This window comes from Vibrio sp. QJM3NY_39, from assembly GCF_057785895.1.
The window spans coordinates 1,909,740-1,935,954 of the sequence record NZ_CM173505.1 but is presented as its reverse complement, the minus strand read 5'-3'; the positions used below and the strand labels follow the sequence as shown (position 1 = coordinate 1,935,954).

General features: G+C 53.5%; 3 protein-coding genes. 1 reads left to right on the top strand and 2 read right to left on the bottom strand.

The window, feature by feature from the left end; translation table 11 throughout:
* Positions 1-124: 124 nt before the first annotated feature.
* Complete coding sequence (locus AC3CHU_RS08790; RefSeq protein ID WP_102495764.1) at positions 125-742, bottom strand: OmpA family protein; 618 nt, start codon at positions 740-742, stop codon at positions 125-127.
* Positions 742-2,007: a TolC family outer membrane protein gene (locus AC3CHU_RS08785; RefSeq protein WP_004733615.1), complete on the bottom strand. Its 1,266-nt coding sequence runs from the start codon at positions 2,005-2,007 to the stop codon at positions 742-744. Before AC3CHU_RS08785 ends, AC3CHU_RS08790 begins: the two co-directional genes overlap by 1 nt.
* A 445-nt stretch (positions 2,008-2,452) precedes the next feature.
* Here AC3CHU_RS08785 and AC3CHU_RS08780 point away from each other — a divergent pair, with 445 nt between their 5' ends.
* Positions 2,453-26,215 carry a Calx-beta domain-containing protein gene (locus tag AC3CHU_RS08780; protein WP_488524374.1) on the top strand — a complete coding sequence of 7,921 codons (23,763 nt, stop codon included), beginning with the start codon at positions 2,453-2,455 and terminating at the stop codon, positions 26,213-26,215.

The following is a 26,215-nucleotide window of genomic DNA, read 5'->3' as shown; positions in this document are numbered from 1 at the left end:
TATGTTGATAACGAGGCAAGATTAACATTATAGACGGCTTAGGTACATGCTATTCAAGGAATTATCACCATACTGAAACGTTAACTAAAGATCACGTTTCAGTATGGTAAGCGCAGGATAGATCCTACTTTTTTATTTTGGTGAAGATGTGCCACTCTTCTTTGATGTTGCCTTTAAATCCAACAACGGAAGCGACAACTTTTCGATGTAGTGCGTGATTAATTTGGCTGTCATCACTGCTGAATTCAGAATCACCATGACCCACGATGTTGACTCGAGATGGTTGAATACCATTACTGATAAGGGCTCGCCTTACGTGGGATGCTCGCTCTTTTGACAGTTTTAAATTGTGTTTGGCATTGCCCACTTTACTGGCATAACCTTGCAACTCAATCGATGTACCCTCGTAACGCTTCAAAAATGCAGCCATCTGGCGTATCTGCCCTAGGAAAACAGGGTTAATTTCCGTAGAGTTATTAGCAAAGAGTATGTGGAGCTCTTTCTTTTCTGACGATTCAAAATATGAACCACAACCGTCGTTATCGATCTCTGCACCAATTTGCGTATCGGGACATAGATCTCGCGCGTTAATTACGCCGTCATTATCATCATCTTCGAGATCATAAATTTGCGTGATGTCTGGAAGAGCCCGATATTCAAATTCTTCATTGCTTGTTTCAGCTAAAACGTTGGCAGAGACAATCATGAGACAAAGCGGAAATACAGTCTTTATCAGCTTCATTAGTATTCTACCTTTTCATTCCATTCTTGAGGGGTTTCGACGCGTAACCCAGTTAACAGGTTTCCTGTTGCATTCATTACTCGGTACTTCGCGTATTGTTCGTCGTACTTGGCATCCAGATAGCCCTTACGGGCTTCGAATAGTTCGTTCTCGGTGTTAAGCAAATCAAGAAGGGTACGTTTACCGATACGGTATTGTTTCTCATAAGAGATAACGGTGTCTGATGCCGAGTCTACGTGGTCAGATAAAAACTCTTTCTGTTGAACGGTTAAATCAAGTGCGCTCCATGAAAGACGCAAGCTCTCTTCTACATTACGGTAAGTACTCTCGCGGAGGTCTTTCGCTTTGTTTAGTTGATAAGCGGCACTTTCTGCACGGTCTTGGTCTGAACCGCCGTTGTAAAGGTTGTATCTTAAACGAACCATCGCAGAAAACTCGTCACTGCTGCCTGGAGTGCCACCGGCATCATCGCGCCAGGTTTGAGCGGCTTCAAAAGAAACCGTTGGGTAGTTGGTGCTCTTAGATTGCTTGTATTGAAATTTCGCTGAGTCTACATCGGCTTGTGCAATCTTAATTACTGGGTGCTGATTAAACGCTTTTGCTAATGCGCCATCAACCGTGTAAGGGATAGCGCCTGCATCTGCACGAGGGAAGGTTAAGCCTAACGGAGATTGACCCACAAGCCTTTTGAATTGTGTATGAGTGTCAAAAAGGTTGTTTTGCGCCGCAAGTAAATTACCGTGCGCTTTAGCAATACGTGCTTCTACCTGTGACATATCTGCCGTTGAGCCAATACCTGATTCAACACGCTTGCGAATATCGCTGTATATTTTTTTGTGGGTTGCGAGGTTGTTTTCAGAGAGTGAAAGCACTTCATAAGCTTTTACCGCATCGAGATAAACCTTGGTCACTTCTAATGCGATATCTTGAGCATTAGATATCAATTGATAACGCACTGATTCCGCATCTGCCGCGGTACGGTCAATATCATTCGATGTATTAGCCCCATCCCAGATAAGCTGAGTTAGCGTAATTGTCGCTTCTTTCCGAGTCAGATCGGTCGTGCTTGAGTTAGTTGCTAGATCGGTATGTTCGTAACCAATACCTCCATCCAAGTCTATACTTGGACGATAAGCACCGCCAGAAGCATCATTAAGATATCGCTTGCTGACATATTCGTTATAAGCACTTTTGATTTCAGGATTACTTTCTAAAGTGAACGCAACGGCTTGCTCAAGGGTTTGTGCTGTCGTCGGTAAGCTCATACTTATAGCTAACCCTAATGTTGTCTTTTGAAGCCTATTCAATGTGCATCTCCCTAAAGTTAGCTCGCATCTAAGTCTTGAATTTGTGCTGTTATATACGAAATTTAGATGAACCGCCAAAAAAATTACGATCGCTAAGCTGGCGTTCGCAAATGGTTGTCAAAATGTTAACCGATCAGCGTGCGTTTTATGGTGTTTTTATACACGTCAATCTTACGTTTTTAAATCTATTATTTTCCGCAAACACAATAACTTATATTACTGGTGTGAGCACTAAGATTGTTATGCGATGTGATCACCGTCATTAGCTTGTCACTCAAGTTGTTAAATACTAGATTCATAACTAGGAATTATATGACTTTAAGTGTTATATTTTAACTAATATTATAAATATAATGTCACTATTTTGACGTTAATGACAAGAAATGCTTTTTTAGGGGTTTATATGGACATGACAACATTGAATTTGGGTGGTGCATTAGCACTTGGCCAGCGCATTGTTATCTCGGTAGATGGTACGATTAAAGTCTTAGAAGAAGGCCAACCACTACAAACAGGGGATGTCGTTCTTGAATCCCAGAACGGATCCAATGAACCTCAGGTATCAGTAAAGCGTTTTTCACCAGAAGAAGGTGGGGAAGTTGAACTTGACCAAGACATAGCGAATATTTTTGCTGCATTGGAAGAAGGTCAAGACCCAACAGAGTTAGGTGAAGAGTTCGCTACCGCTGCTGGTCAGAATGGTTCTAGTTTGGCTTCTAGCGGAACTATTGAACGTGATGGTGAAGAAACCATTCCTGGTACAGAGTTCGTGACTACGGGTTTTGAAGCACTGGGTATGTCTCGTACTCAAAGCTTGAGTCTTCTAGATGCCTTCCGTTCGTTTGAGCAACCTAATGCCGATCCCACTTTTGTTGATAACAACAACTCACCTATCGGTGACACTGTCTCTTTTACCACAAATGAAGATACGCCAGTAAACGGAACCTTGTCGGCTTCAGACGAAGATGGCGATTCTCTGTCTTTTGTTAAAGCTACAGATCCTTCGAACGGCACAGTCGTCGTTGATGAAAACGGCGATTGGACTTATACACCCAATGAAAACTACAACGGTGATGACAGCTTTACGGTAGAAGTCTCTGACGGCCAAGGCGGCACAGACACAATAACCGTTAATGTCGGTGTTACTCCTATTAATGACTCACCTGTCGGTGAAGATGTCTCTGTCACCACAGATGAAGATACTCCAGTAAGTGGATCACTCACTGCAACCGATGCAGATAACGATCAGTTAACGTTTAGCAAAGGCACAGAACCATCGAATGGCTCAGTAGTCGTTGACGAAAATGGCAATTGGACATATACCCCAGACGAGAACTACAACGGCAGCGATAGCTTTACAGTTGTTCTTGATGACGGAAAAGGTGGTACAGATACCATTACGGTTGATGTTGGGGTTAGTCCTGTTCCGAGCGTGAGTATCAGCAGTGTGAGTGCGGCGGTTGACGCGGATGGCAATGCGGTAGATGAAGGCGATAGTGCGACGTTCACCGTGACGCTGAGTAATGAAAGTACGTCGGCGCAAACTTACGACTTCAGCTTGTCGAACGGCACAGCGGGCAGCGACGACTACGACACAGACCTGTCGAACGTGACGTTCAGCGACCCGGGCATCACTTACGATGCCGTTACAGGCAAGATCACCGTCCCAGCGGGCGTGACGGAGTTCACGGCGACCGTGGCGACCACAGAAGACACGATCGACGAAGCGAATGAAACGTTCACGTTGAATGTCGGTGGGGAGTCAGGCACAGCGACCATCATCGATAACGACGATGCCCCGACCATCAGCAGTGTGAGTGCGGCGGTTGACGCGGATGGCAATGCGGTAGATGAAGGCGATAGTGCGACGTTCACCGTGACGCTGAGTAATGAAAGTACGTCGGCGCAAACTTACGACTTCAGCTTGTCGAACGGCACAGCGGGCAGCGACGACTACGACACAGACCTGTCGAACGTGACGTTCAGCGACCCGGGCATCACTTACGATGCCGTTACAGGCAAGATCACCGTCCCAGCGGGCGTGACGGAGTTCACGGCGACCGTGGCGACCACAGAAGACACGATCGACGAAGCGAATGAAACGTTCACGTTGAATGTCGGTGGGGAGTCAGGCACAGCGACCATCATCGATAACGACGATGCCCCGACCATCAGCAGTGTGAGTGCGGCGGTTGACGCGGATGGCAATGCGGTAGATGAAGGCGATAGTGCGACGTTCACCGTGACGCTGAGTAATGAAAGTACGTCGGCGCAAACTTACGACTTCAGCTTGTCGAACGGCACAGCGGGCAGCGACGACTACGACACAGACCTGTCGAACGTGACGTTCAGCGACCCAGGCATCACTTACGATGCCGTTACAGGCAAGATCACCGTCCCAGCGGGCGTGACGGAGTTCACGGCGACCGTGGCGACCACAGAAGACACGATCGACGAAGCGAATGAAACGTTCACGTTGAATGTCGGTGGGGAGTCAGGCACAGCGACCATCATCGATAACGACGATGCCCCGACCATCAGCAGTGTGAGTGCGGCGGTTGACGCGGATGGCAATGCGGTAGATGAAGGCGATAGTGCGACGTTCACCGTGACGCTGAGTAATGAAAGTACGTCGGCGCAAACTTACGACTTCAGCTTGTCGAACGGCACAGCGGGCAGCGACGACTACGACACAGACCTGTCGAACGTGACGTTCAGCGACCCGGGCATCACTTACGATGCCGTTACAGGCAAGATCACCGTCCCAGCGGGCGTGACGGAGTTCACGGCGACCGTGGCGACCACAGAAGACACGATCGACGAAGCGAATGAAACGTTCACGTTGAATGTCGGTGGGGAGTCAGGCACAGCGACCATCATCGATAACGACGATGCCCCGACCATCAGCAGTGTGAGTGCGGCGGTTGACGCGGATGGCAATGCGGTAGATGAAGCCGATAGTGCGACGTTCACCGTGACGCTGAGTAATGAAAGTACGTCGGCGCAAACTTACGACTTCAGCTTGTCGAACGGCACAGCGGGCAGCGACGACTACGACACAGACCTGTCGAACGTGACGTTCAGCGACCCGGGCATCACTTACGATGCCGTTACAGGCAAGATCACCGTCCCAGCGGGCGTGACGGAGTTCACGGCGACCGTGGCGACCACAGAAGACACGATCGACGAAGCGAATGAAACGTTCACGTTGAATGTCGGTGGGGAGTCAGGCACAGCGACCATCATCGATAACGACGATGCCCCGACCATCAGCAGTGTGAGTGCGGCGGTTGACGCGGATGGCAATGCGGTAGATGAAGCCGATAGTGCGACGTTCACCGTGACGCTGAGTAATGAAAGTACGTCGGCGCAAACTTACGACTTCAGCTTGTCGAACGGCACAGCGGGCAGCGACGACTACGACACAGACCTGTCGAACGTGACGTTCAGCGACCCGGGCATCACTTACGATGCCGTTACAGGCAAGATCACCGTCCCAGCGGGCGTGACGGAGTTCACGGCGACCGTGGCGACCACAGAAGACACGATCGACGAAGCGAATGAAACGTTCACGTTGAATGTCGGTGGGGAGTCAGGCACAGCGACCATCATCGATAATGACGATGCCCCGACCATCAGCAGTGTGAGTGCGGCGGTTGACGCGGATGGCAATGCGGTAGATGAAGGCGATAGTGCGACGTTCACCGTGACGCTGAGTAATGAAAGTACGTCGGCGCAAACTTACGACTTCAGCTTGTCGAACGGCACAGCGGGCAGCGACGACTACGACACAGACCTGTCGAACGTGACGTTCAGCGACCCGGGCATCACTTACGATGCCGTTACAGGCAAGATCACCGTCCCAGCGGGCGTGACGGAGTTCACGGCGACCGTGGCGACCACAGAAGACACGATCGACGAAGCGAATGAAACGTTCACGTTGAATGTCGGTGGGGAGTCAGGCACAGCGACCATCATCGATAACGACGATGCCCCGACCATCAGCAGTGTGAGTGCGGCGGTTGACGCGGATGGCAATGCGGTAGATGAAGGCGATAGTGCGACGTTCACCGTGACGCTGAGTCATGAAAGTACGTCGGCGCAAACTTACGACTTCAGCTTGTCGAACGGCACAGCGGGCAGCGACGACTACGACACAGACCTGTCGAACGTGACGTTCAGCGCCCCGGGCATCACTTACGATGCCGTTACAGGTAAGATCACCGTCCCAGCGGGCGTGACGGAGTTCACGGCGACCGTGGCGACCACAGAAGACACGATCGACGAAGCGAATGAAACGTTCACGTTGAATGTCGGTGGGGAGTCAGGCACAGCGACCATCATCGATAACGACGATGCCCCGACCATCAGCAGTGTGAGTGCGGCGGTTGACGCGGATGGCAATGCGGTAGATGAAGGCGATAGTGCGACGTTCACCGTGACGCTGAGTAATGAAAGTACGTCGGCGCAAACTTACGACTTCAGCTTGTCGAACGGCACAGCGGGCAGCGACGACTACGACACAGACCTGTCGAACGTGACGTTCAGCGACCCGGGCATCACTTACGATGCCGTTACAGGCAAGATCACCGTCCCAGCGGGCGTGACGGAGTTCACGGCGACCGTGGCGACCACAGAAGACACGATCGACGAAGCGAATGAAACGTTCACGTTGAATGTCGGTGGGGAGTCAGGCACAGCGACCATCATCGATAACGACGATGCCCCGACCATCAGCAGTGTGAGTGCGGCGGTTGACGCGGATGGCAATGCGGTAGATGAAGGCGATAGTGCGACGTTCACCGTGACGCTGAGTAATGAAAGTACGTCGGCGCAAACTTACGACTTCAGCTTGTCGAACGGCACAGCGGGCAGCGACGACTACGACACAGACCTGTCGAACGTGACGTTCAGCGACCCGGGCATCACTTACGATGCCGTTACAGGCAAGATCACCGTCCCAGCGGGCGTGACGGAGTTCACGGCGACCGTGGCGACCACAGAAGACACGATCGACGAAGCGAATGAAACGTTCACGTTGAATGTCGGTGGGGAGTCAGGCACAGCGACCATCATCGATAACGACGATGCCCCGACCATCAGCAGTGTGAGTGCGGCGGTTGACGCGGATGGCAATGCGGTAGATGAAGGCGATAGTGCGACGTTCACCGTGACGCTGAGTAATGAAAGTACGTCGGCGCAAACTTACGACTTCAGCTTGTCGAACGGCACAGCGGGCAGCGACGACTACGACACAGACCTGTCGAACGTGACGTTCAGCGACCCGGGCATCACTTACGATGCCGTTACAGGCAAGATCACCGTCCCAGCGGGCGTGACGGAGTTCACGGCGACCGTGGCGACCACAGAAGACACGATCGACGAAGCGAATGAAACGTTCACGTTGAATGTCGGTGGGGAGTCAGGCACAGCGACCATCATCGATAACGACGATGCCCCGACCATCAGCAGTGTGAGTGCGGCGGTTGACGCGGATGGCAATGCGGTAGATGAAGGCGATAGTGCGACGTTCACCGTGACGCTGAGTAATGAAAGTACGTCGGCGCAAACTTACGACTTCAGCTTGTCGAACGGCACAGCGGGCAGCGACGACTACGACACAGACCTGTCGAACGTGACGTTCAGCGACCCGGGCATCACTTACGATGCCGTTACAGGCAAGATCACCGTCCCAGCGGGCGTGACGGAGTTCACGGCGACCGTGGCGACCACAGAAGACACGATCGACGAAGCGAATGAAACGTTCACGTTGAATGTCGGTGGGGAGTCAGGCACAGCGACCATCATCGATAACGACGATGCCCCGACCATCAGCAGTGTGAGTGCGGCGGTTGACGCGGATGGCAATGCGGTAGATGAAGGCGATAGTGCGACGTTCACCGTGACGCTGAGTAATGAAAGTACGTCGGCGCAAACTTACGACTTCAGCTTGTCGAACGGCACAGCGGGCAGCGACGACTACGACACAGACCTGTCGAACGTGACGTTCAGCGACCCGGGCATCACTTACGATGCCGTTACAGGCAAGATCACCGTCCCAGCGGGCGTGACGGAGTTCACGGCGACCGTGGCGACCACAGAAGACACGATCGACGAAGCGAATGAAACGTTCACGTTGAATGTCGGTGGGGAGTCAGGCACAGCGACCATCATCGATAACGACGATGCCCCGACCATCAGCAGTGTGAGTGCGGCGGTTGACGCGGATGGCAATGCGGTAGATGAAGGCGATAGTGCGACGTTCACCGTGACGCTGAGTAATGAAAGTACGTCGGCGCAAACTTACGACTTCAGCTTGTCGAACGGCACAGCGGGCAGCGACGACTACGACACAGACCTGTCGAACGTGACGTTCAGCGACCCGGGCATCACTTACGATGCCGTTACAGGCAAGATCACCGTCCCAGCGGGCGTGACGGAGTTCACGGCGACCGTGGCGACCACAGAAGACACGATCGACGAAGCGAATGAAACGTTCACGTTGAATGTCGGTGGGGAGTCAGGCACAGCGACCATCATCGATAACGACGATGCCCCGACCATCAGCAGTGTGAGTGCGGCGGTTGACGCGGATGGCAATGCGGTAGATGAAGGCGATAGTGCGACGTTCACCGTGACGCTGAGTAATGAAAGTACGTCGGCGCAAACTTACGACTTCAGCTTGTCGAACGGCACAGCGGGCAGCGACGACTACGACACAGACCTGTCGAACGTGACGTTCAGCGACCCGGGCATCACTTACGATGCCGTTACAGGCAAGATCACCGTCCCAGCGGGCGTGACGGAGTTCACGGCGACCGTGGCGACCACAGAAGACACGATCGACGAAGCGAATGAAACGTTCACGTTGAATGTCGGTGGGGAGTCAGGCACAGCGACCATCATCGATAACGACGATGCCCCGACCATCAGCAGTGTGAGTGCGGCGGTTGACGCGGATGGCAATGCGGTAGATGAAGGCGATAGTGCGACGTTCACCGTGACGCTGAGTAATGAAAGTACGTCGGCGCAAACTTACGACTTCAGCTTGTCGAACGGCACAGCGGGCAGCGACGACTACGACACAGACCTGTCGAACGTGACGTTCAGCGACCCGGGCATCACTTACGATGCCGTTACAGGCAAGATCACCGTCCCAGCGGGCGTGACGGAGTTCACGGCGACCGTGGCGACCACAGAAGACACGATCGACGAAGCGAATGAAACGTTCACGTTGAATGTCGGTGGGGAGTCAGGCACAGCGACCATCATCGATAACGACGATGCCCCGACCATCAGCAGTGTGAGTGCGGCGGTTGACGCGGATGGCAATGCGGTAGATGAAGGCGATAGTGCGACGTTCACCGTGACGCTGAGTAATGAAAGTACGTCGGCGCAAACTTACGACTTCAGCTTGTCGAACGGCACAGCGGGCAGCGACGACTACGACACAGACCTGTCGAACGTGACGTTCAGCGACCCGGGCATCACTTACGATGCCGTTACAGGCAAGATCACCGTCCCAGCGGGCGTGACGGAGTTCACGGCGACCGTGGCGACCACAGAAGACACGATCGACGAAGCGAATGAAACGTTCACGTTGAATGTCGGTGGGGAGTCAGGCACAGCGACCATTATCGATAACGACGATGCCCCGACCATCAGCAGTGTGAGTGCGGCGGTTGACGCGGATGGCAATGCGGTAGATGAAGGCGATAGTGCGACGTTCACCGTGACGCTGAGTAATGAAAGTACGTCGGCGCAAACTTACGACTTCAGCTTGTCGAACGGCACAGCGGGCAGCGACGACTACGACACAGACCTGTCGAACGTGACGTTCAGCGACCCGGGCATCACTTACGATGCCGTTACAGGCAAGATCACCGTCCCAGCGGGCGTGACGGAGTTCACGGCGACCGTGGCGACCACAGAAGACACGATCGACGAAGCGAATGAAACGTTCACGTTGAATGTCGGTGGGGAGTCAGGCACAGCGACCATCATCGATAACGACGATGCCCCGACCATCAGCAGTGTGAGTGCGGCGGTTGACGCGGATGGCAATGCGGTAGATGAAGGCGATAGTGCGACGTTCACCGTGACGCTGAGTAATGAAAGTACGTCGGCGCAAACTTACGACTTCAGCTTGTCGAACGGCACAGCGGGCAGCGACGACTACGACACAGACCTGTCGAACGTGACGTTCAGCGACCCGGGCATCACTTACGATGCCGTTACAGGCAAGATCACCGTCCCAGCGGGCGTGACGGAGTTCACGGCGACCGTGGCGACCACAGAAGACACGATCGACGAAGCGAATGAAACGTTCACGTTGAATGTCGGTGGGGAGTCAGGCACAGCGACCATCATCGATAACGACGATGCCCCGACCATCAGCAGTGTGAGTGCGGCGGTTGACGCGGATGGCAATGCGGTAGATGAAGGCGATAGTGCGACGTTCACCGTGACGCTGAGTAATGAAAGTACGTCGGCGCAAACTTACGACTTCAGCTTGTCGAACGGCACAGCGGGCAGCGACGACTACGACACAGACCTGTCGAACGTGACGTTCAGCGACCCGGGCATCACTTACGATGCCGTTACAGGCAAGATCACCGTCCCAGCGGGCGTGACGGAGTTCACGGCGACCGTGGCGACCACAGAAGACACGATCGACGAAGCGAATGAAACGTTCACGTTGAATGTCGGTGGGGAGTCAGGCACAGCGACCATCATCGATAACGACGATGCCCCGACCATCAGCAGTGTGAGTGCGGCGGTTGACGCGGATGGCAATGCGGTAGATGAAGGCGATAGTGCGACGTTCACCGTGACGCTGAGTAATGAAAGTACGTCGGCGCAAACTTACGACTTCAGCTTGTCGAACGGCACAGCGGGCAGCGACGACTACGACACAGACCTGTCGAACGTGACGTTCAGCGACCCGGGCATCACTTACGATGCCGTTACAGGCAAGATCACCGTCCCAGCGGGCGTGACGGAGTTCACGGCGACCGTGGCGACCACAGAAGACACGATCGACGAAGCGAATGAAACGTTCACGTTGAATGTCGGTGGGGAGTCAGGCACAGCGACCATCATCGATAACGACGATGCCCCGACCATCAGCAGTGTGAGTGCGGCGGTTGACGCGGATGGCAATGCGGTAGATGAAGGCGATAGTGCGACGTTCACCGTGACGCTGAGTAATGAAAGTACGTCGGCGCAAACTTACGACTTCAGCTTGTCGAACGGCACAGCGGGCAGCGACGACTACGACACAGACCTGTCGAACGTGACGTTCAGCGACCCGGGCATCACTTACGATGCCGTTACAGGCAAGATCACCGTCCCAGCGGGCGTGACGGAGTTCACGGCGACCGTGGCGACCACAGAAGACACGATCGACGAAGCGAATGAAACGTTCACGTTGAATGTCGGTGGGGAGTCAGGCACAGCGACCATCATCGATAACGACGATGCCCCGACCATCAGCAGTGTGAGTGCGGCGGTTGACGCGGATGGCAATGCGGTAGATGAAGGCGATAGTGCGACGTTCACCGTGACGCTGAGTAATGAAAGTACGTCGGCGCAAACTTACGACTTCAGCTTGTCGAACGGCACAGCGGGCAGCGACGACTACGACACAGACCTGTCGAACGTGACGTTCAGCGACCCGGGCATCACTTACGATGCCGTTACAGGCAAGATCACCGTCCCAGCGGGCGTGACGGAGTTCACGGCGACCGTGGCGACCACAGAAGACACGATCGACGAAGCGAATGAAACGTTCACGTTGAATGTCGGTGGGGAGTCAGGCACAGCGACCATTATCGATAACGACGATGCCCCGACCATCAGCAGTGTGAGTGCGGCGGTTGACGCGGATGGCAATGCGGTAGATGAAGGCGATAGTGCGACGTTCACCGTGACGCTGAGTAATGAAAGTACGTCGGCGCAAACTTACGACTTCAGCTTGTCGAACGGCACAGCGGGCAGCGACGACTACGACACAGACCTGTCGAACGTGACGTTCAGCGACCCGGGCATCACTTACGATGCCGTTACAGGCAAGATCACCGTCCCAGCGGGCGTGACGGAGTTCACGGCGACCGTGGCGACCACAGAAGACACGATCGACGAAGCGAATGAAACGTTCACGTTGAATGTCGGTGGGGAGTCAGGCACAGCGACCATCATCGATAACGACGATGCCCCGACCATCAGCAGTGTGAGTGCGGCGGTTGACGCGGATGGCAATGCGGTAGATGAAGGCGATAGTGCGACGTTCACCGTGACGCTGAGTAATGAAAGTACGTCGGCGCAAACTTACGACTTCAGCTTGTCGAACGGCACAGCGGGCAGCGACGACTACGACACAGACCTGTCGAACGTGACGTTCAGCGACCCGGGCATCACTTACGATGCCGTTACAGGCAAGATCACCGTCCCAGCGGGCGTGACGGAGTTCACGGCGACCGTGGCGACCACAGAAGACACGATCGACGAAGCGAATGAAACGTTCACGTTGAATGTCGGTGGGGAGTCAGGCACAGCGACCATCATCGATAACGACGATGCCCCGACCATCAGCAGTGTGAGTGCGGCGGTTGACGCGGATGGCAATGCGGTAGATGAAGGCGATAGTGCGACGTTCACCGTGACGCTGAGTAATGAAAGTACGTCGGCGCAAACTTACGACTTCAGCTTGTCGAACGGCACAGCGGGCAGCGACGACTACGACACAGACCTGTCGAACGTGACGTTCAGCGACCCGGGCATCACTTACGATGCCGTTACAGGCAAGATCACCGTCCCAGCGGGCGTGACGGAGTTCACGGCGACCGTGGCGACCACAGAAGACACGATCGACGAAGCGAATGAAACGTTCACGTTGAATGTCGGTGGGGAGTCAGGCACAGCGACCATCATCGATAACGACGATGCCCCGACCATCAGCAGTGTGAGTGCGGCGGTTGACGCGGATGGCAATGCGGTAGATGAAGGCGATAGTGCGACGTTCACCGTGACGCTGAGTAATGAAAGTACGTCGGCGCAAACTTACGACTTCAGCTTGTCGAACGGCACAGCGGGCAGCGACGACTACGACACAGACCTGTCGAACGTGACGTTCAGCGACCCGGGCATCACTTACGATGCCGTTACAGGCAAGATCACCGTCCCAGCGGGCGTGACGGAGTTCACGGCGACCGTGGCGACCACAGAAGACACGATCGACGAAGCGAATGAAACGTTCACGTTGAATGTCGGTGGGGAGTCAGGCACAGCGACCATCATCGATAACGACGATGCCCCGACCATCAGCAGTGTGAGTGCGGCGGTTGACGCGGATGGCAATGCGGTAGATGAAGGCGATAGTGCGACGTTCACCGTGACGCTGAGTAATGAAAGTACGTCGGCGCAAACTTACGACTTCAGCTTGTCGAACGGCACAGCGGGCAGCGACGACTACGACACAGACCTGTCGAACGTGACGTTCAGCGACCCGGGCATCACTTACGATGCCGTTACAGGCAAGATCACCGTCCCAGCGGGCGTGACGGAGTTCACGGCGACCGTGGCGACCACAGAAGACACGATCGACGAAGCGAATGAAACGTTCACGTTGAATGTCGGTGGGGAGTCAGGCACAGCGACCATCATCGATAACGACGATGCCCCGACCATCAGCAGTGTGAGTGCGGCGGTTGACGCGGATGGCAATGCGGTAGATGAAGGCGATAGTGCGACGTTCACCGTGACGCTGAGTAATGAAAGTACGTCGGCGCAAACTTACGACTTCAGCTTGTCGAACGGCACAGCGGGCAGCGACGACTACGACACAGACCTGTCGAACGTGACGTTCAGCGACCCGGGCATCACTTACGATGCCGTTACAGGCAAGATCACCGTCCCAGCGGGCGTGACGGAGTTCACGGCGACCGTGGCGACCACAGAAGACACGATCGACGAAGCGAATGAAACGTTCACGTTGAATGTCGGTGGGGAGTCAGGCACAGCGACCATCATCGATAACGACGATGCCCCGACCATCAGCAGTGTGAGTGCGGCGGTTGACGCGGATGGCAATGCGGTAGATGAAGGCGATAGTGCGACGTTCACCGTGACGCTGAGTAATGAAAGTACGTCGGCGCAAACTTACGACTTCAGCTTGTCGAACGGCACAGCGGGCAGCGACGACTACGACACAGACCTGTCGAACGTGACGTTCAGCGACCCGGGCATCACTTACGATGCCGTTACAGGCAAGATCACCGTCCCAGCGGGCGTGACGGAGTTCACGGCGACCGTGGCGACCACAGAAGACACGATCGACGAAGCGAATGAAACGTTCACGTTGAATGTCGGTGGGGAGTCAGGCACAGCGACCATCATCGATAATGACGATGCCCCGACCATCAGCAGTGTGAGTGCGGCGGTTGACGCGGATGGCAATGCGGTAGATGAAGGCGATAGTGCGACGTTCACCGTGACGCTGAGTAATGAAAGTACGTCGGCGCAAACTTACGACTTCAGCTTGTCGAACGGCACAGCGGGCAGCGACGACTACGACACAGACCTGTCGAACGTGACGTTCAGCGACCCGGGCATCACTTACGATGCCGTTACAGGCAAGATCACCGTCCCAGCGGGCGTGACGGAGTTCACGGCGACCGTGGCGACCACAGAAGACACGATCGACGAAGCGAATGAAACGTTCACGTTGAATGTCGGTGGGGAGTCAGGCACAGCGACCATCATCGATAACGACGATGCCCCGACCATCAGCAGTGTGAGTGCGGCGGTTGACGCGGATGGCAATGCGGTAGATGAAGGCGATAGTGCGACGTTCACCGTGACGCTGAGTAATGAAAGTACGTCGGCGCAAACTTACGACTTCAGCTTGTCGAACGGCACAGCGGGCAGCGACGACTACGACACAGACCTGTCGAACGTGACGTTCAGCGACCCGGGCATCACTTACGATGCCGTTACAGGCAAGATCACCGTCCCAGCGGGCGTGACGGAGTTCACGGCGACCGTGGCGACCACAGAAGACACGATCGACGAAGCGAATGAAACGTTCACGTTGAATGTCGGTGGGGAGTCAGGCACAGCGACCATCATCGATAACGACGATGCCCCGACCATCAGCAGTGTGAGTGCGGCGGTTGACGCGGATGGCAATGCGGTAGATGAAGGCGATAGTGCGACGTTCACCGTGACGCTGAGTAATGAAAGTACGTCGGCGCAAACTTACGACTTCAGCTTGTCGAACGGCACAGCGGGCAGCGACGACTACGACACAGACCTGTCGAACGTGACGTTCAGCGACCCGGGCATCACTTACGATGCCGTTACAGGCAAGATCACCGTCCCAGCGGGCGTGACGGAGTTCACGGCGACCGTGGCGACCACAGAAGACACGATCGACGAAGCGAATGAAACGTTCACGTTGAATGTCGGTGGGGAGTCAGGCACAGCGACCATCATCGATAACGACGATGCCCCGACCATCAGCAGTGTGAGTGCGGCGGTTGACGCGGATGGCAATGCGGTAGATGAAGGCGATAGTGCGACGTTCACCGTGACGCTGAGTAATGAAAGTACGTCGGCGCAAACTTACGACTTCAGCTTGTCGAACGGCACAGCGGGCAGCGACGACTACGACACAGACCTGTCGAACGTGACGTTCAGCGACCCGGGCATCACTTACGATGCCGTTACAGGCAAGATCACCGTCCCAGCGGGCGTGACGGAGTTCACGGCGACCGTGGCGACCACAGAAGACACGATCGACGAAGCGAATGAAACGTTCACGTTGAATGTCGGTGGGGAGTCAGGCACAGCGACCATCATCGATAACGACGATGCCCCGACCATCAGCAGTGTGAGTGCGGCGGTTGACGCGGATGGCAATGCGGTAGATGAAGGCGATAGTGCGACGTTCACCGTGACGCTGAGTAATGAAAGTACGTCGGCGCAAACTTACGACTTCAGCTTGTCGAACGGCACAGCGGGCAGCGACGACTACGACACAGACCTGTCGAACGTGACGTTCAGCGACCCGGGCATCACTTACGATGCCGTTACAGGCAAGATCACCGTCCCAGCGGGCGTGACGGAGTTCACGGCGACCGTGGCGACCACAGAAGACACGATCGACGAAGCGAATGAAACGTTCACGTTGAATGTCGGTGGGGAGTCAGGCACAGCGACCATCATCGATAACGACGATGCCCCGACCATCAGCAGTGTGAGTGCGGCGGTTGACGCGGATGGCAATGCGGTAGATGAAGGCGATAGTGCGACGTTCACCGTGACGCTGAGTAATGAAAGTACGTCGGCGCAAACTTACGACTTCAGCTTGTCGAACGGCACAGCGGGCAGCGACGACTACGACACAGACCTGTCGAACGTGACGTTCAGCGACCCGGGCATCACTTACGATGCCGTTACAGGTAAGATCACCGTCCCAGCGGGCGTGACGGAGTTCACGGCGACCGTGGCGACCACAGAAGACACGATCGACGAAGCGAATGAAACGTTCACGTTGAATGTCGGTGGGGAGTCAGGCACAGCGACCATCATCGATAACGACGATGCCCCGACCATCAGCAGTGTGAGTGCGGCGGTTGACGCGGATGGCAATGCGGTAGATGAAGGCGATAGTGCGACGTTCACCGTGACGCTGAGTAATGAAAGTACGTCGGCGCAAACTTACGACTTCAGCTTGTCGAACGGCACAGCGGGCAGCGACGACTACGACACAGACCTGTCGAACGTGACGTTCAGCGACCCGGGCATCACTTACGATGCCGTTACAGGCAAGATCACCGTCCCAGCGGGCGTGACGGAGTTCACGGCGACCGTGGCGACCACAGAGGACACGATCGACGAAGCGAATGAAACGTTCACGTTGAATGTCGGTGGGGAGTCAGGCACAGCGACCATCATCGATAACGACGATGCCCCGACCATCAGCAGTGTGAGTGCGGCGGTTGACGCGGATGGCAATGCGGTAGATGAAGGCGATAGTGCGACGTTCACCGTGACGCTGAGTAATGAAAGTACGTCGGCGCAAACTTACGACTTCAGCTTGTCGAACGGCACAGCGGGCAGCGACGACTACGACACAGACCTGTCGAACGTGACGTTCAGCGACCCGGGCATCACTTACGATGCCGTTACAGGCAAGATCACCGTCCCTGCGGGCGTGACGGAGTTCACGGCGACCGTGGCGACCACAGAAGACACGATCGACGAAGCGAATGAAACGTTCACGTTGAATGTCGGTGGGGAGTCAGGCACAGCGACCATCATCGATAACGACGATGCCCCGACCATCAGCAGTGTGAGTGCGGCGGTTGACGCGGATGGCAATGCGGTAGATGAAGGCGATAGTGCGACGTTCACCGTGACGCTGAGTAATGAAAGTACGTCGGCGCAAACTTACGACTTCAGCTTGTCGAACGGCACAGCGGGCAGCGACGACTACGACACAGACCTGTCGAACGTGACGTTCAGCGACCCGGGCATCACTTACGATGCCGTTACAGGCAAGATCACCGTCCCAGCGGGCGTGACGGAGTTCACGGCGACCGTGGCGACCACAGAAGACACGATCGACGAAGCGAATGAAACGTTCACGTTGAATGTCGGTGGGGAGTCAGGCACAGCGACCATCATCGATAACGACGATGCCCCGACCATCAGCAGTGTGAGTGCGGCGGTTGACGCGGATGGCAATGCGGTAGATGAAGGCGATAGTGCGACGTTCACCGTGACGCTGAGTAATGAAAGTACGTCGGCGCAAACTTACGACTTCAGCTTGTCGAACGGCACAGCGGGCAGCGACGACTACGACACAGACCTGTCGAACGTGACGTTCAGCGACCCGGGCATCACTTACGATGCCGTTACAGGCAAGATCACCGTCCCAGCGGGCGTGACGGAGTTCACGGCGACCGTGGCGACCACAGAAGACACGATCGACGAAGCGAATGAAACGTTCACGTTGAATGTCGGTGGGGAGTCAGGCACAGCGACCATCATCGATAACGACGATGCCCCGACCATCAGCAGTGTGAGTGCGGCGGTTGACGCGGATGGCAATGCGGTAGATGAAGGCGATAGTGCGACGTTCACCGTGACGCTGAGTAATGAAAGTACGTCGGCGCAAACTTACGACTTCAGCTTGTCGAACGGCACAGCGGGCAGCGACGACTACGACACAGACCTGTCGAACGTGACGTTCAGCGACCCAGGCATCACTTACGATGCCGTTACAGGCAAGATCACCGTCCCAGCGGGCGTGACGGAGTTCACGGCGACCGTGGCGACCACAGAAGACACGATCGACGAAGCGAATGAAACGTTCACGTTGAATGTCGGTGGGGAGTCAGGCACAGCGACCATCATCGATAACGACGATGCCCCGACCATCAGCAGTGTGAGTGCGGCGGTTGACGCGGATGGCAATGCGGTAGATGAAGGCGATAGTGCGACGTTCACCGTGACGCTGAGTAATGAAAGTACGTCGGCGCAAACTTACGACTTCAGCTTGTCGAACGGCACAGCGGGCAGCGACGACTACGACACAGACCTGTCGAACGTGACGTTCAGCGACCCGGGCATCACTTACGATGCCGTTACAGGCAAGATCACCGTCCCAGCGGGCGTGACGGAGTTCACGGCGACCGTGGCGACCACAGAAGACACGATCGACGAAGCGAATGAAACGTTCACGTTGAATGTCGGTGGGGAGTCAGGCACAGCGACCATCATCGATAACGACGATGCCCCGACCATCAGCAGTGTGAGTGCGGCGGTTGACGCGGATGGCAATGCGGTAGATGAAGCCGATAGTGCGACGTTCACCGTGACGCTGAGTAATGAAAGTACGTCGGCGCAAACTTACGACTTCAGCTTGTCGAACGGCACAGCGGGCAGCGACGACTACGACACAGACCTGTCGAACGTGACGTTCAGCGACCCGGGCATCACTTACGATGCCGTTACAGGCAAGATCACCGTCCCAGCGGGCGTGACGGAGTTCACGGCGACCGTGGCGACCACAGAAGACACGATCGACGAAGCGAATGAAACGTTCACGTTGAATGTCGGTGGGGAGTCAGGCACAGCGACCATCATCGATAACGACGATGCCCCGACCATCAGCAGTGTGAGTGCGGCGGTTGACGCGGATGGCAATGCGGTAGATGAAGGCGATAGTGCGACGTTCACCGTGACGCTGAGTAATGAAAGTACGTCGGCGCAAACTTACGACTTCAGCTTGTCGAACGGCACAGCGGGCAGCGACGACTACGACACAGACCTGTCGAACGTGACGTTCAGCGACCCGGGCATCACTTACGATGCCGTTACAGGCAAGATCACCGTCCCAGCGGGCGTGACGGAGTTCACGGCGACCGTGGCGACCACAGAAGACACGATCGACGAAGCGAATGAAACGTTCACGTTGAATGTCGGTGGGGAGTCAGGCACAGCGACCATCATCGATAACGACGATGCCCCGACCATCAGCAGTGTGAGTGCGGCGGTTGACGCGGATGGCAATGCGGTAGATGAAGGCGATAGTGCGACGTTCACCGTGACGCTGAGTAATGAAAGTACGTCGGCGCAAACTTACGACTTCAGCTTGTCGAACGGCACAGCGGGCAGCGACGACTACGACACAGACCTGTCGAACGTGACGTTCAGCGACCCGGGCATCACTTACGATGCCGTTACAGGCAAGATCACCGTCCCAGCGGGCGTGACGGAGTTCACGGCGACCGTGGCGACCACAGAAGACACGATCGACGAAGCGAATGAAACGTTCACGTTGAATGTCGGTGGGGAGTCAGGCACAGCGACCATCATCGATAACGACGATGCCCCGACCATCAGCAGTGTGAGTGCGGCGGTTGACGCGGATGGCAATGCGGTAGATGAAGGCGATAGTGCGACGTTCACCGTGACGCTGAGTAATGAAAGTACGTCGGCGCAAACTTACGACTTCAGCTTGTCGAACGGCACAGCGGGCAGCGATGACTACGACACAGACCTGTCGAACGTGACGTTCAGCGACCCGGGCATCACTTACGATGCCGTTACAGGCAAGATCACCGTCCCAGCGGGCGTGACGGAGTTCACGGCGACCGTGGCGACCACAGAAGACACGATCGACGAAGCGAATGAAACGTTCACGTTGAATGTCGGTGGGGAGTCAGGCACAGCGACCATCATCGATAACGACGATGCCCCGACCATCAGCAGTGTGAGTGCGGCGGTTGACGCGGATGGCAATGCGGTAGATGAAGGCGATAGTGCGACGTTCACCGTGACGCTGAGTAATGAAAGTACGTCGGCGCAAACTTACGACTTCAGCTTGTCGAACGGCACAGCGGGCAGCGACGACTACGACACAGACCTGTCGAACGTGACGTTCAGCGACCCGGGCATCACTTACGATGCCGTTACAGGCAAGATCACCGTCCCAGCGGGCGTGACGGAGTTCACGGCGACCGTGGCGACCACAGAAGACACGATCGACGAAGCGAATGAAACGTTCACGTTGAATGTCGGTGGGGAGTCAGGCACAGCGACCATCATCGATAACGACGATGCCCCGACCATCAGCAGTGTGAGTGCGGCGGTTGACGCGGATGGCAATGCGGTAGATGAAGGCGATAGTGCGACGTTCACCGTGACGCTGAGTAATGAAAGTACGTCGGCGCAAACTTACGACTTCAGCTTGTCGAACGGCACAGCGGGCAGCGACGACTACGACACAGACCTGTCGAACGTGACGTTCAGCGACCCGGGCATCACTTACGATGCCGTTACAGGCAAGATCACCGTCCCAGCGGGCGTGACGGAGTTCACGGCGACCGTGGCGACCACAGAAGACACGATCGACGAAGCGAATGAAACGTTCACGTTGAATGTCGGTGGGGAGTCAGGCACAGCGACCATCATCGATAACGACGATGCCCCGACCATCAGCAGTGTGAGTGCGGCGGTTGACGCGGATGGCAATGCGGTAGATGAAGGCGATAGTGCGACGTTCACCGTGACGCTGAGTAATGAAAGTACGTCGGCGCAAACTTACGACTTCAGCTTGTCGAACGGCACAGCGGGCAGCGACGACTACGACACAGACCTGTCGAACGTGACGTTCAGCGACCCGGGCATCACTTACGATGCCGTTACAGGCAAGATCACCGTCCCAGCGGGCGTGACGGAGTTCACGGCGACCGTGGCGACCACAGAAGACACGATCGACGAAGCGAATGAAACGTTCACGTTGAATGTCGGTGGGGAGTCAGGCACAGCGACCATCATCGATAACGACGATGCCCCGACCATCAGCAGTGTGAGTGCGGCGGTTGACGCGGATGGCAATGCGGTAGATGAAGGCGATAGTGCGACGTTCACCGTGACGCTGAGTAATGAAAGTACGTCGGCGCAAACTTACGACTTCAGCTTGTCGAACGGCACAGCGGGCAGCGACGACTACGACACAGACCTGTCGAACGTGACGTTCAGCGACCCGGGCATCACTTACGATGCCGTTACAGGCAAGATCACCGTCCCAGCGGGCGTGACGGAGTTCACGGCGACCGTGGCGACCACAGAAGACACGATCGACGAAGCGAATGAAACGTTCACGTTGAATGTCGGTGGGGAGTCAGGCACAGCGACCATCATCGATAACGACGATGCCCCGACCATCAGCAGTGTGAGTGCGGCGGTTGACGCGGATGGCAATGCGGTAGATGAAGGCGATAGTGCGACGTTCACCGTGACGCTGAGTAATGAAAGTACGTCGGCGCAAACTTACGACTTCAGCTTGTCGAACGGCACAGCGGGCAGCGACGACTACGACACAGACCTGTCGAACGTGACGTTCAGCGACCCGGGCATCACTTACGATGCCGTTACAGGCAAGATCACCGTCCCAGCGGGCGTGACGGAGTTCACGGCGACCGTGGCGACCACAGAAGACACGATCGACGAAGCGAATGAAACGTTCACGTTGAATGTCGGTGGGGAGTCAGGCACAGCGACCATCATCGATAATGACGATGCCCCGACCATCAGCAGTGTGAGTGCGGCGGTTGACGCGGATGGCAATGCGGTAGATGAAGGCGATAGTGCGACGTTCACCGTGACGCTGAGTAATGAAAGTACGTCGGCGCAAACTTACGACTTCAGCTTGTCGAACGGCACAGCGGGCAGCGACGACTACGACACAGACCTGTCGAACGTGACGTTCAGCGACCCGGGCATCACTTACGATGCCGTTACAGGCAAGATCACCGTCCCAGCGGGCGTGACGGAGTTCACGGCGACCGTGGCGACCACAGAAGACACGATCGACGAAGCGAATGAAACGTTCACGTTGAATGTCGGTGGGGAGTCAGGCACAGCGACCATCATCGATAACGACGATGCACCTAATGTTTCAAGCTCCCACGTTGTGGGGATAGAAGATACAACGTACACATTTAAGTCGTCAGACTTTAATGTGGTAGATCAGGACTCGTCTAATTTAACGATTGTAATTACAAGTGAACCTGCTTCTGGAACTCTTTATTATCTTGACGGGAACTTATGGGTCGAACTAACAGGGCCGGTTATTGGGGCTGATGGGTATGAAATCACTCAATCAGAAATTGACTCAGGCAAGTTAGTTTTTGTTCCTATTTCGGACGAATCTAGTACGTCAATGCTTGATGACGAAGGAACTTCCGGGAATAATTTAGGTGATTATACCAAATTCAATTTCTATGCATCTGATGGGGTAAATGTCAGTGGCGGTTCGATAATGTCTATTGATATTTCTGCCGTTGCAGACGCTCCGACTTTGACTGTAAATAGCGATAACGTTACAGCGGCAATTGACTTTGATGATACAAATTATTCCGGAAGTTGGGGTAGTGTCAATATCAACCAAGTATTCGGCCCCGGAACTGTAGGAGAGTGGCATAGCAGTAATGGTAACCGTGTCGAAGTTGGTAGAGAGTCAACATATCGTTCTGGCGGTGACTCAACAAATACTGTTTTAGAAATAGAATATAACAACGTTGATGACGTTGTTTATACGGATATCGATGTGGAACAAGGGCAATACTATTCGTTCAGTTTTGATATCAGCGGTCGTGATAATTCAATTTCAAATGGGAATTCCGATCTCAATGTTGTTTGGATCAATATGGATACAGGTCAGGAGACAGTTCTTTATGAATTTAGACCTAATGATGAGGATTGGTTGAGAGATCAAACAGTTGTACTACCATCAGATGTTGGCGGTAATTATCGTCTATTACTTGTTTCAGCAGATACACAAGCTAGTAGTAGTGTAGGTGCAATTTTAGACAATTTGGAAATTGTTAAAGCTGACTCTCAAGGGTTTGAAGATAGCTTTATAGCTCTGCCTGACTTTGAAGCTGCATTGAACGATATCGATAGCTCGGAAGTATTATCCCTATCATTATCTGGTCTTCCAATTGGTACACAGATTACTGATGGTTCGGTTACAATGGTTGTTACTTCAAATAGTGGCGTTGATATATCTAGTTTAGATATGGACAATTTATCCGTAATTGTAGATGTTCCCGGGGTTTATAATTATTCAATAACCGCTACTGCTACTGAAGTTAGTAATTCTGATACAGCATCAACCACTGCTGACTTAGTCCTTACAGTGTTAGAGTTACCACAAAGGCCTGACGTAGGTACTAGTGAAGCAAGGATTGCCGAAGAAGGGTTATTGACTGGGTTACAAGATGATATTGGTATTACCAATGGTTCCGATTTAACTAATAACTCGTCATATTCTGGGGTAATTTCATTACAAGACAATAATGGCGATATGTTAGAAGTGAGTTTAGTTGAACCAACAAGCAATATTTATACTAGTAATGGAACCTTAGTTGAGTGGTCTGTGTCGTCAGATGGACAAACTTTAATTGGTAGTGCAAATACTGACGCTAATAATTCAACACTAAATGAAACCATCATCACTGTTGTAATTGATGATGATGGTAACTATAACGTCGAGCTTAGTTCCGGGCTTCAACATGATGACCCATCAGGTGAAGATATAATTTCATTCGAGATACCAGTTAAGGCTTCTGACGGAACTCTTACGGGTAGCGGCTCAATTTCTATAATTGTTGAGGATGATAGTCCACTCGCTGAGTCAATAGTCCATGATTTGAATCCAGAGATTCTTTCAAACTCAAATGTACAGCTAGTTCTTGATATGTCAGGCTCTATGTCGTGGGACGCAGATCCAAATGATGGGTTAGATATAGACCGACTTAGTGTTATGCAGGAATCTGCGATTAAACTACTGAGAGAGTACGAAGCTAATGGCGAGACAAAAGTTCAAATTGTTTTGTTTAGTAATGGAGCAAATGTCCAACAGCAGCAGGGCTCAGTATGGATGACAGTCGCTCAGGCAATTCTTGTTATCGATAATTTGTCAAACCCAAAGAATGGAACTTTCTATGATAGAGCTTTAGAAAAGGCAGATGTTGCATGGGACCTTGATTCAAGTGATAGACTTGATGGTGCAACCAATGTTAGTTATTTCTTATCCGATGGGGAGCCATCCGACAATCATGATGCTGCTGATAACGTACAAGCTTGGGAACAACACCTAAAGGAAAATGGAATTACCGCTTTAGCTTACGGGATGGGAAGTGCTGCACCAACATCAGATTTAGACGATGTCGCCTATGATGGCTTAAATAAACAACAGGTCGACTCTGTCGTTGTAGAGGATATCACTCAACTACCACCTGTACTCCTACAGTCAGTTATCAAAGCTATAGAAGGTAATATCCTTGACAACGGTAATGGAGTAATAGGAGGCTTTGGTGCTGATGGCGGTTATGTTCAGAGAATTGAAATAGATGGCGTAGTTTATTTATTTAATGGAAGTGATCTAACTAACCCTTCAGTTAATTTATCTTCTAAACACTCATTTGATGGTTCAAGCAATACTCTTTCTGTATTTGTTGATAATGAACACTCTATTATTGTTAACTTGGAAACTGGCGCATACGAATTTTATGGCGCTAGTGTAACTGTAGATACTACATTTAACTTTAGCTATACACTTGTAGATAGCGATGGTGATACGAGTACAAGCTCAATTCAATTCAATATAACGGCTCCACCTATTATCGATGTGAAGTCTGAGGGAGATGTTGTTGATTCGGTTCAAGTAGTATGGGCGGAAACGCAATTGGAAAACACTCAATGGTCCCCATCTGGTCAAGTAGGTAAGGCTTTTGACTTTGATGACACAAGAGCTGGCTTAGTGATAGATGTTGGCTCTGCAGGTGATGACGTATATCTTGGCTCTGGTGATGACACTATTTATCTTGGCGATAGTCATGTAAATGGTCTTGATAATGACGCTTCCCACCAACAAAAATTAGATAATGCTCAAAATCTTTTAGATGAGACCTTTAGTCAAGGTAGTGACAGCTCACACTTACAAGGTGGTCTTGAATCTGGTAGTTTCACAACGCTGACTGCATCTTCAAATGCTTATATTGATCTCGGGCATGGTGGTGGTGGTGACGATTCTATTTATGGCCAAGGTGGCGTTGATATTATCTATGGTGGGTCAGGTAATGATGTATTAGATGGTGGCGAAGGCAATGATGGTTTAAGAGGTGGATCGGGAGAGGATCGCTTAACTGGTGGATATGGAGAAGACATTTTGATCGGTGGTTTGGGTGATGACATCTTAACCGGTGGTGGTGATGACGACATCTTCAAGTTTGTTGACCAAGATACGTCTAACAGCAAGATTGATATTCGCAATGGAGAGCAGGATATAATCACTGATTTCACGAAGGGTAAGGATAAAATTGATATTTCAGACTTACTACATACTGATTCAAACGATACCATAGACAGTTTACTTCAAGCTAATAAGGTAGATTTAACACTTGAAGCCAGTGATAATTTATCAAATGCAGACCTAAAGCTCACAATCAATGATGGTGGCAACAGTCAAGAAGTTATTATTCAAGGTGTTGGCTCCCAGTTCAGTGATTACATTGAAAGTGGGAGTATTACCAACGTGAGTGGTTTATTAAACGATATTATAAATATTCCTGACATAAACAATTAG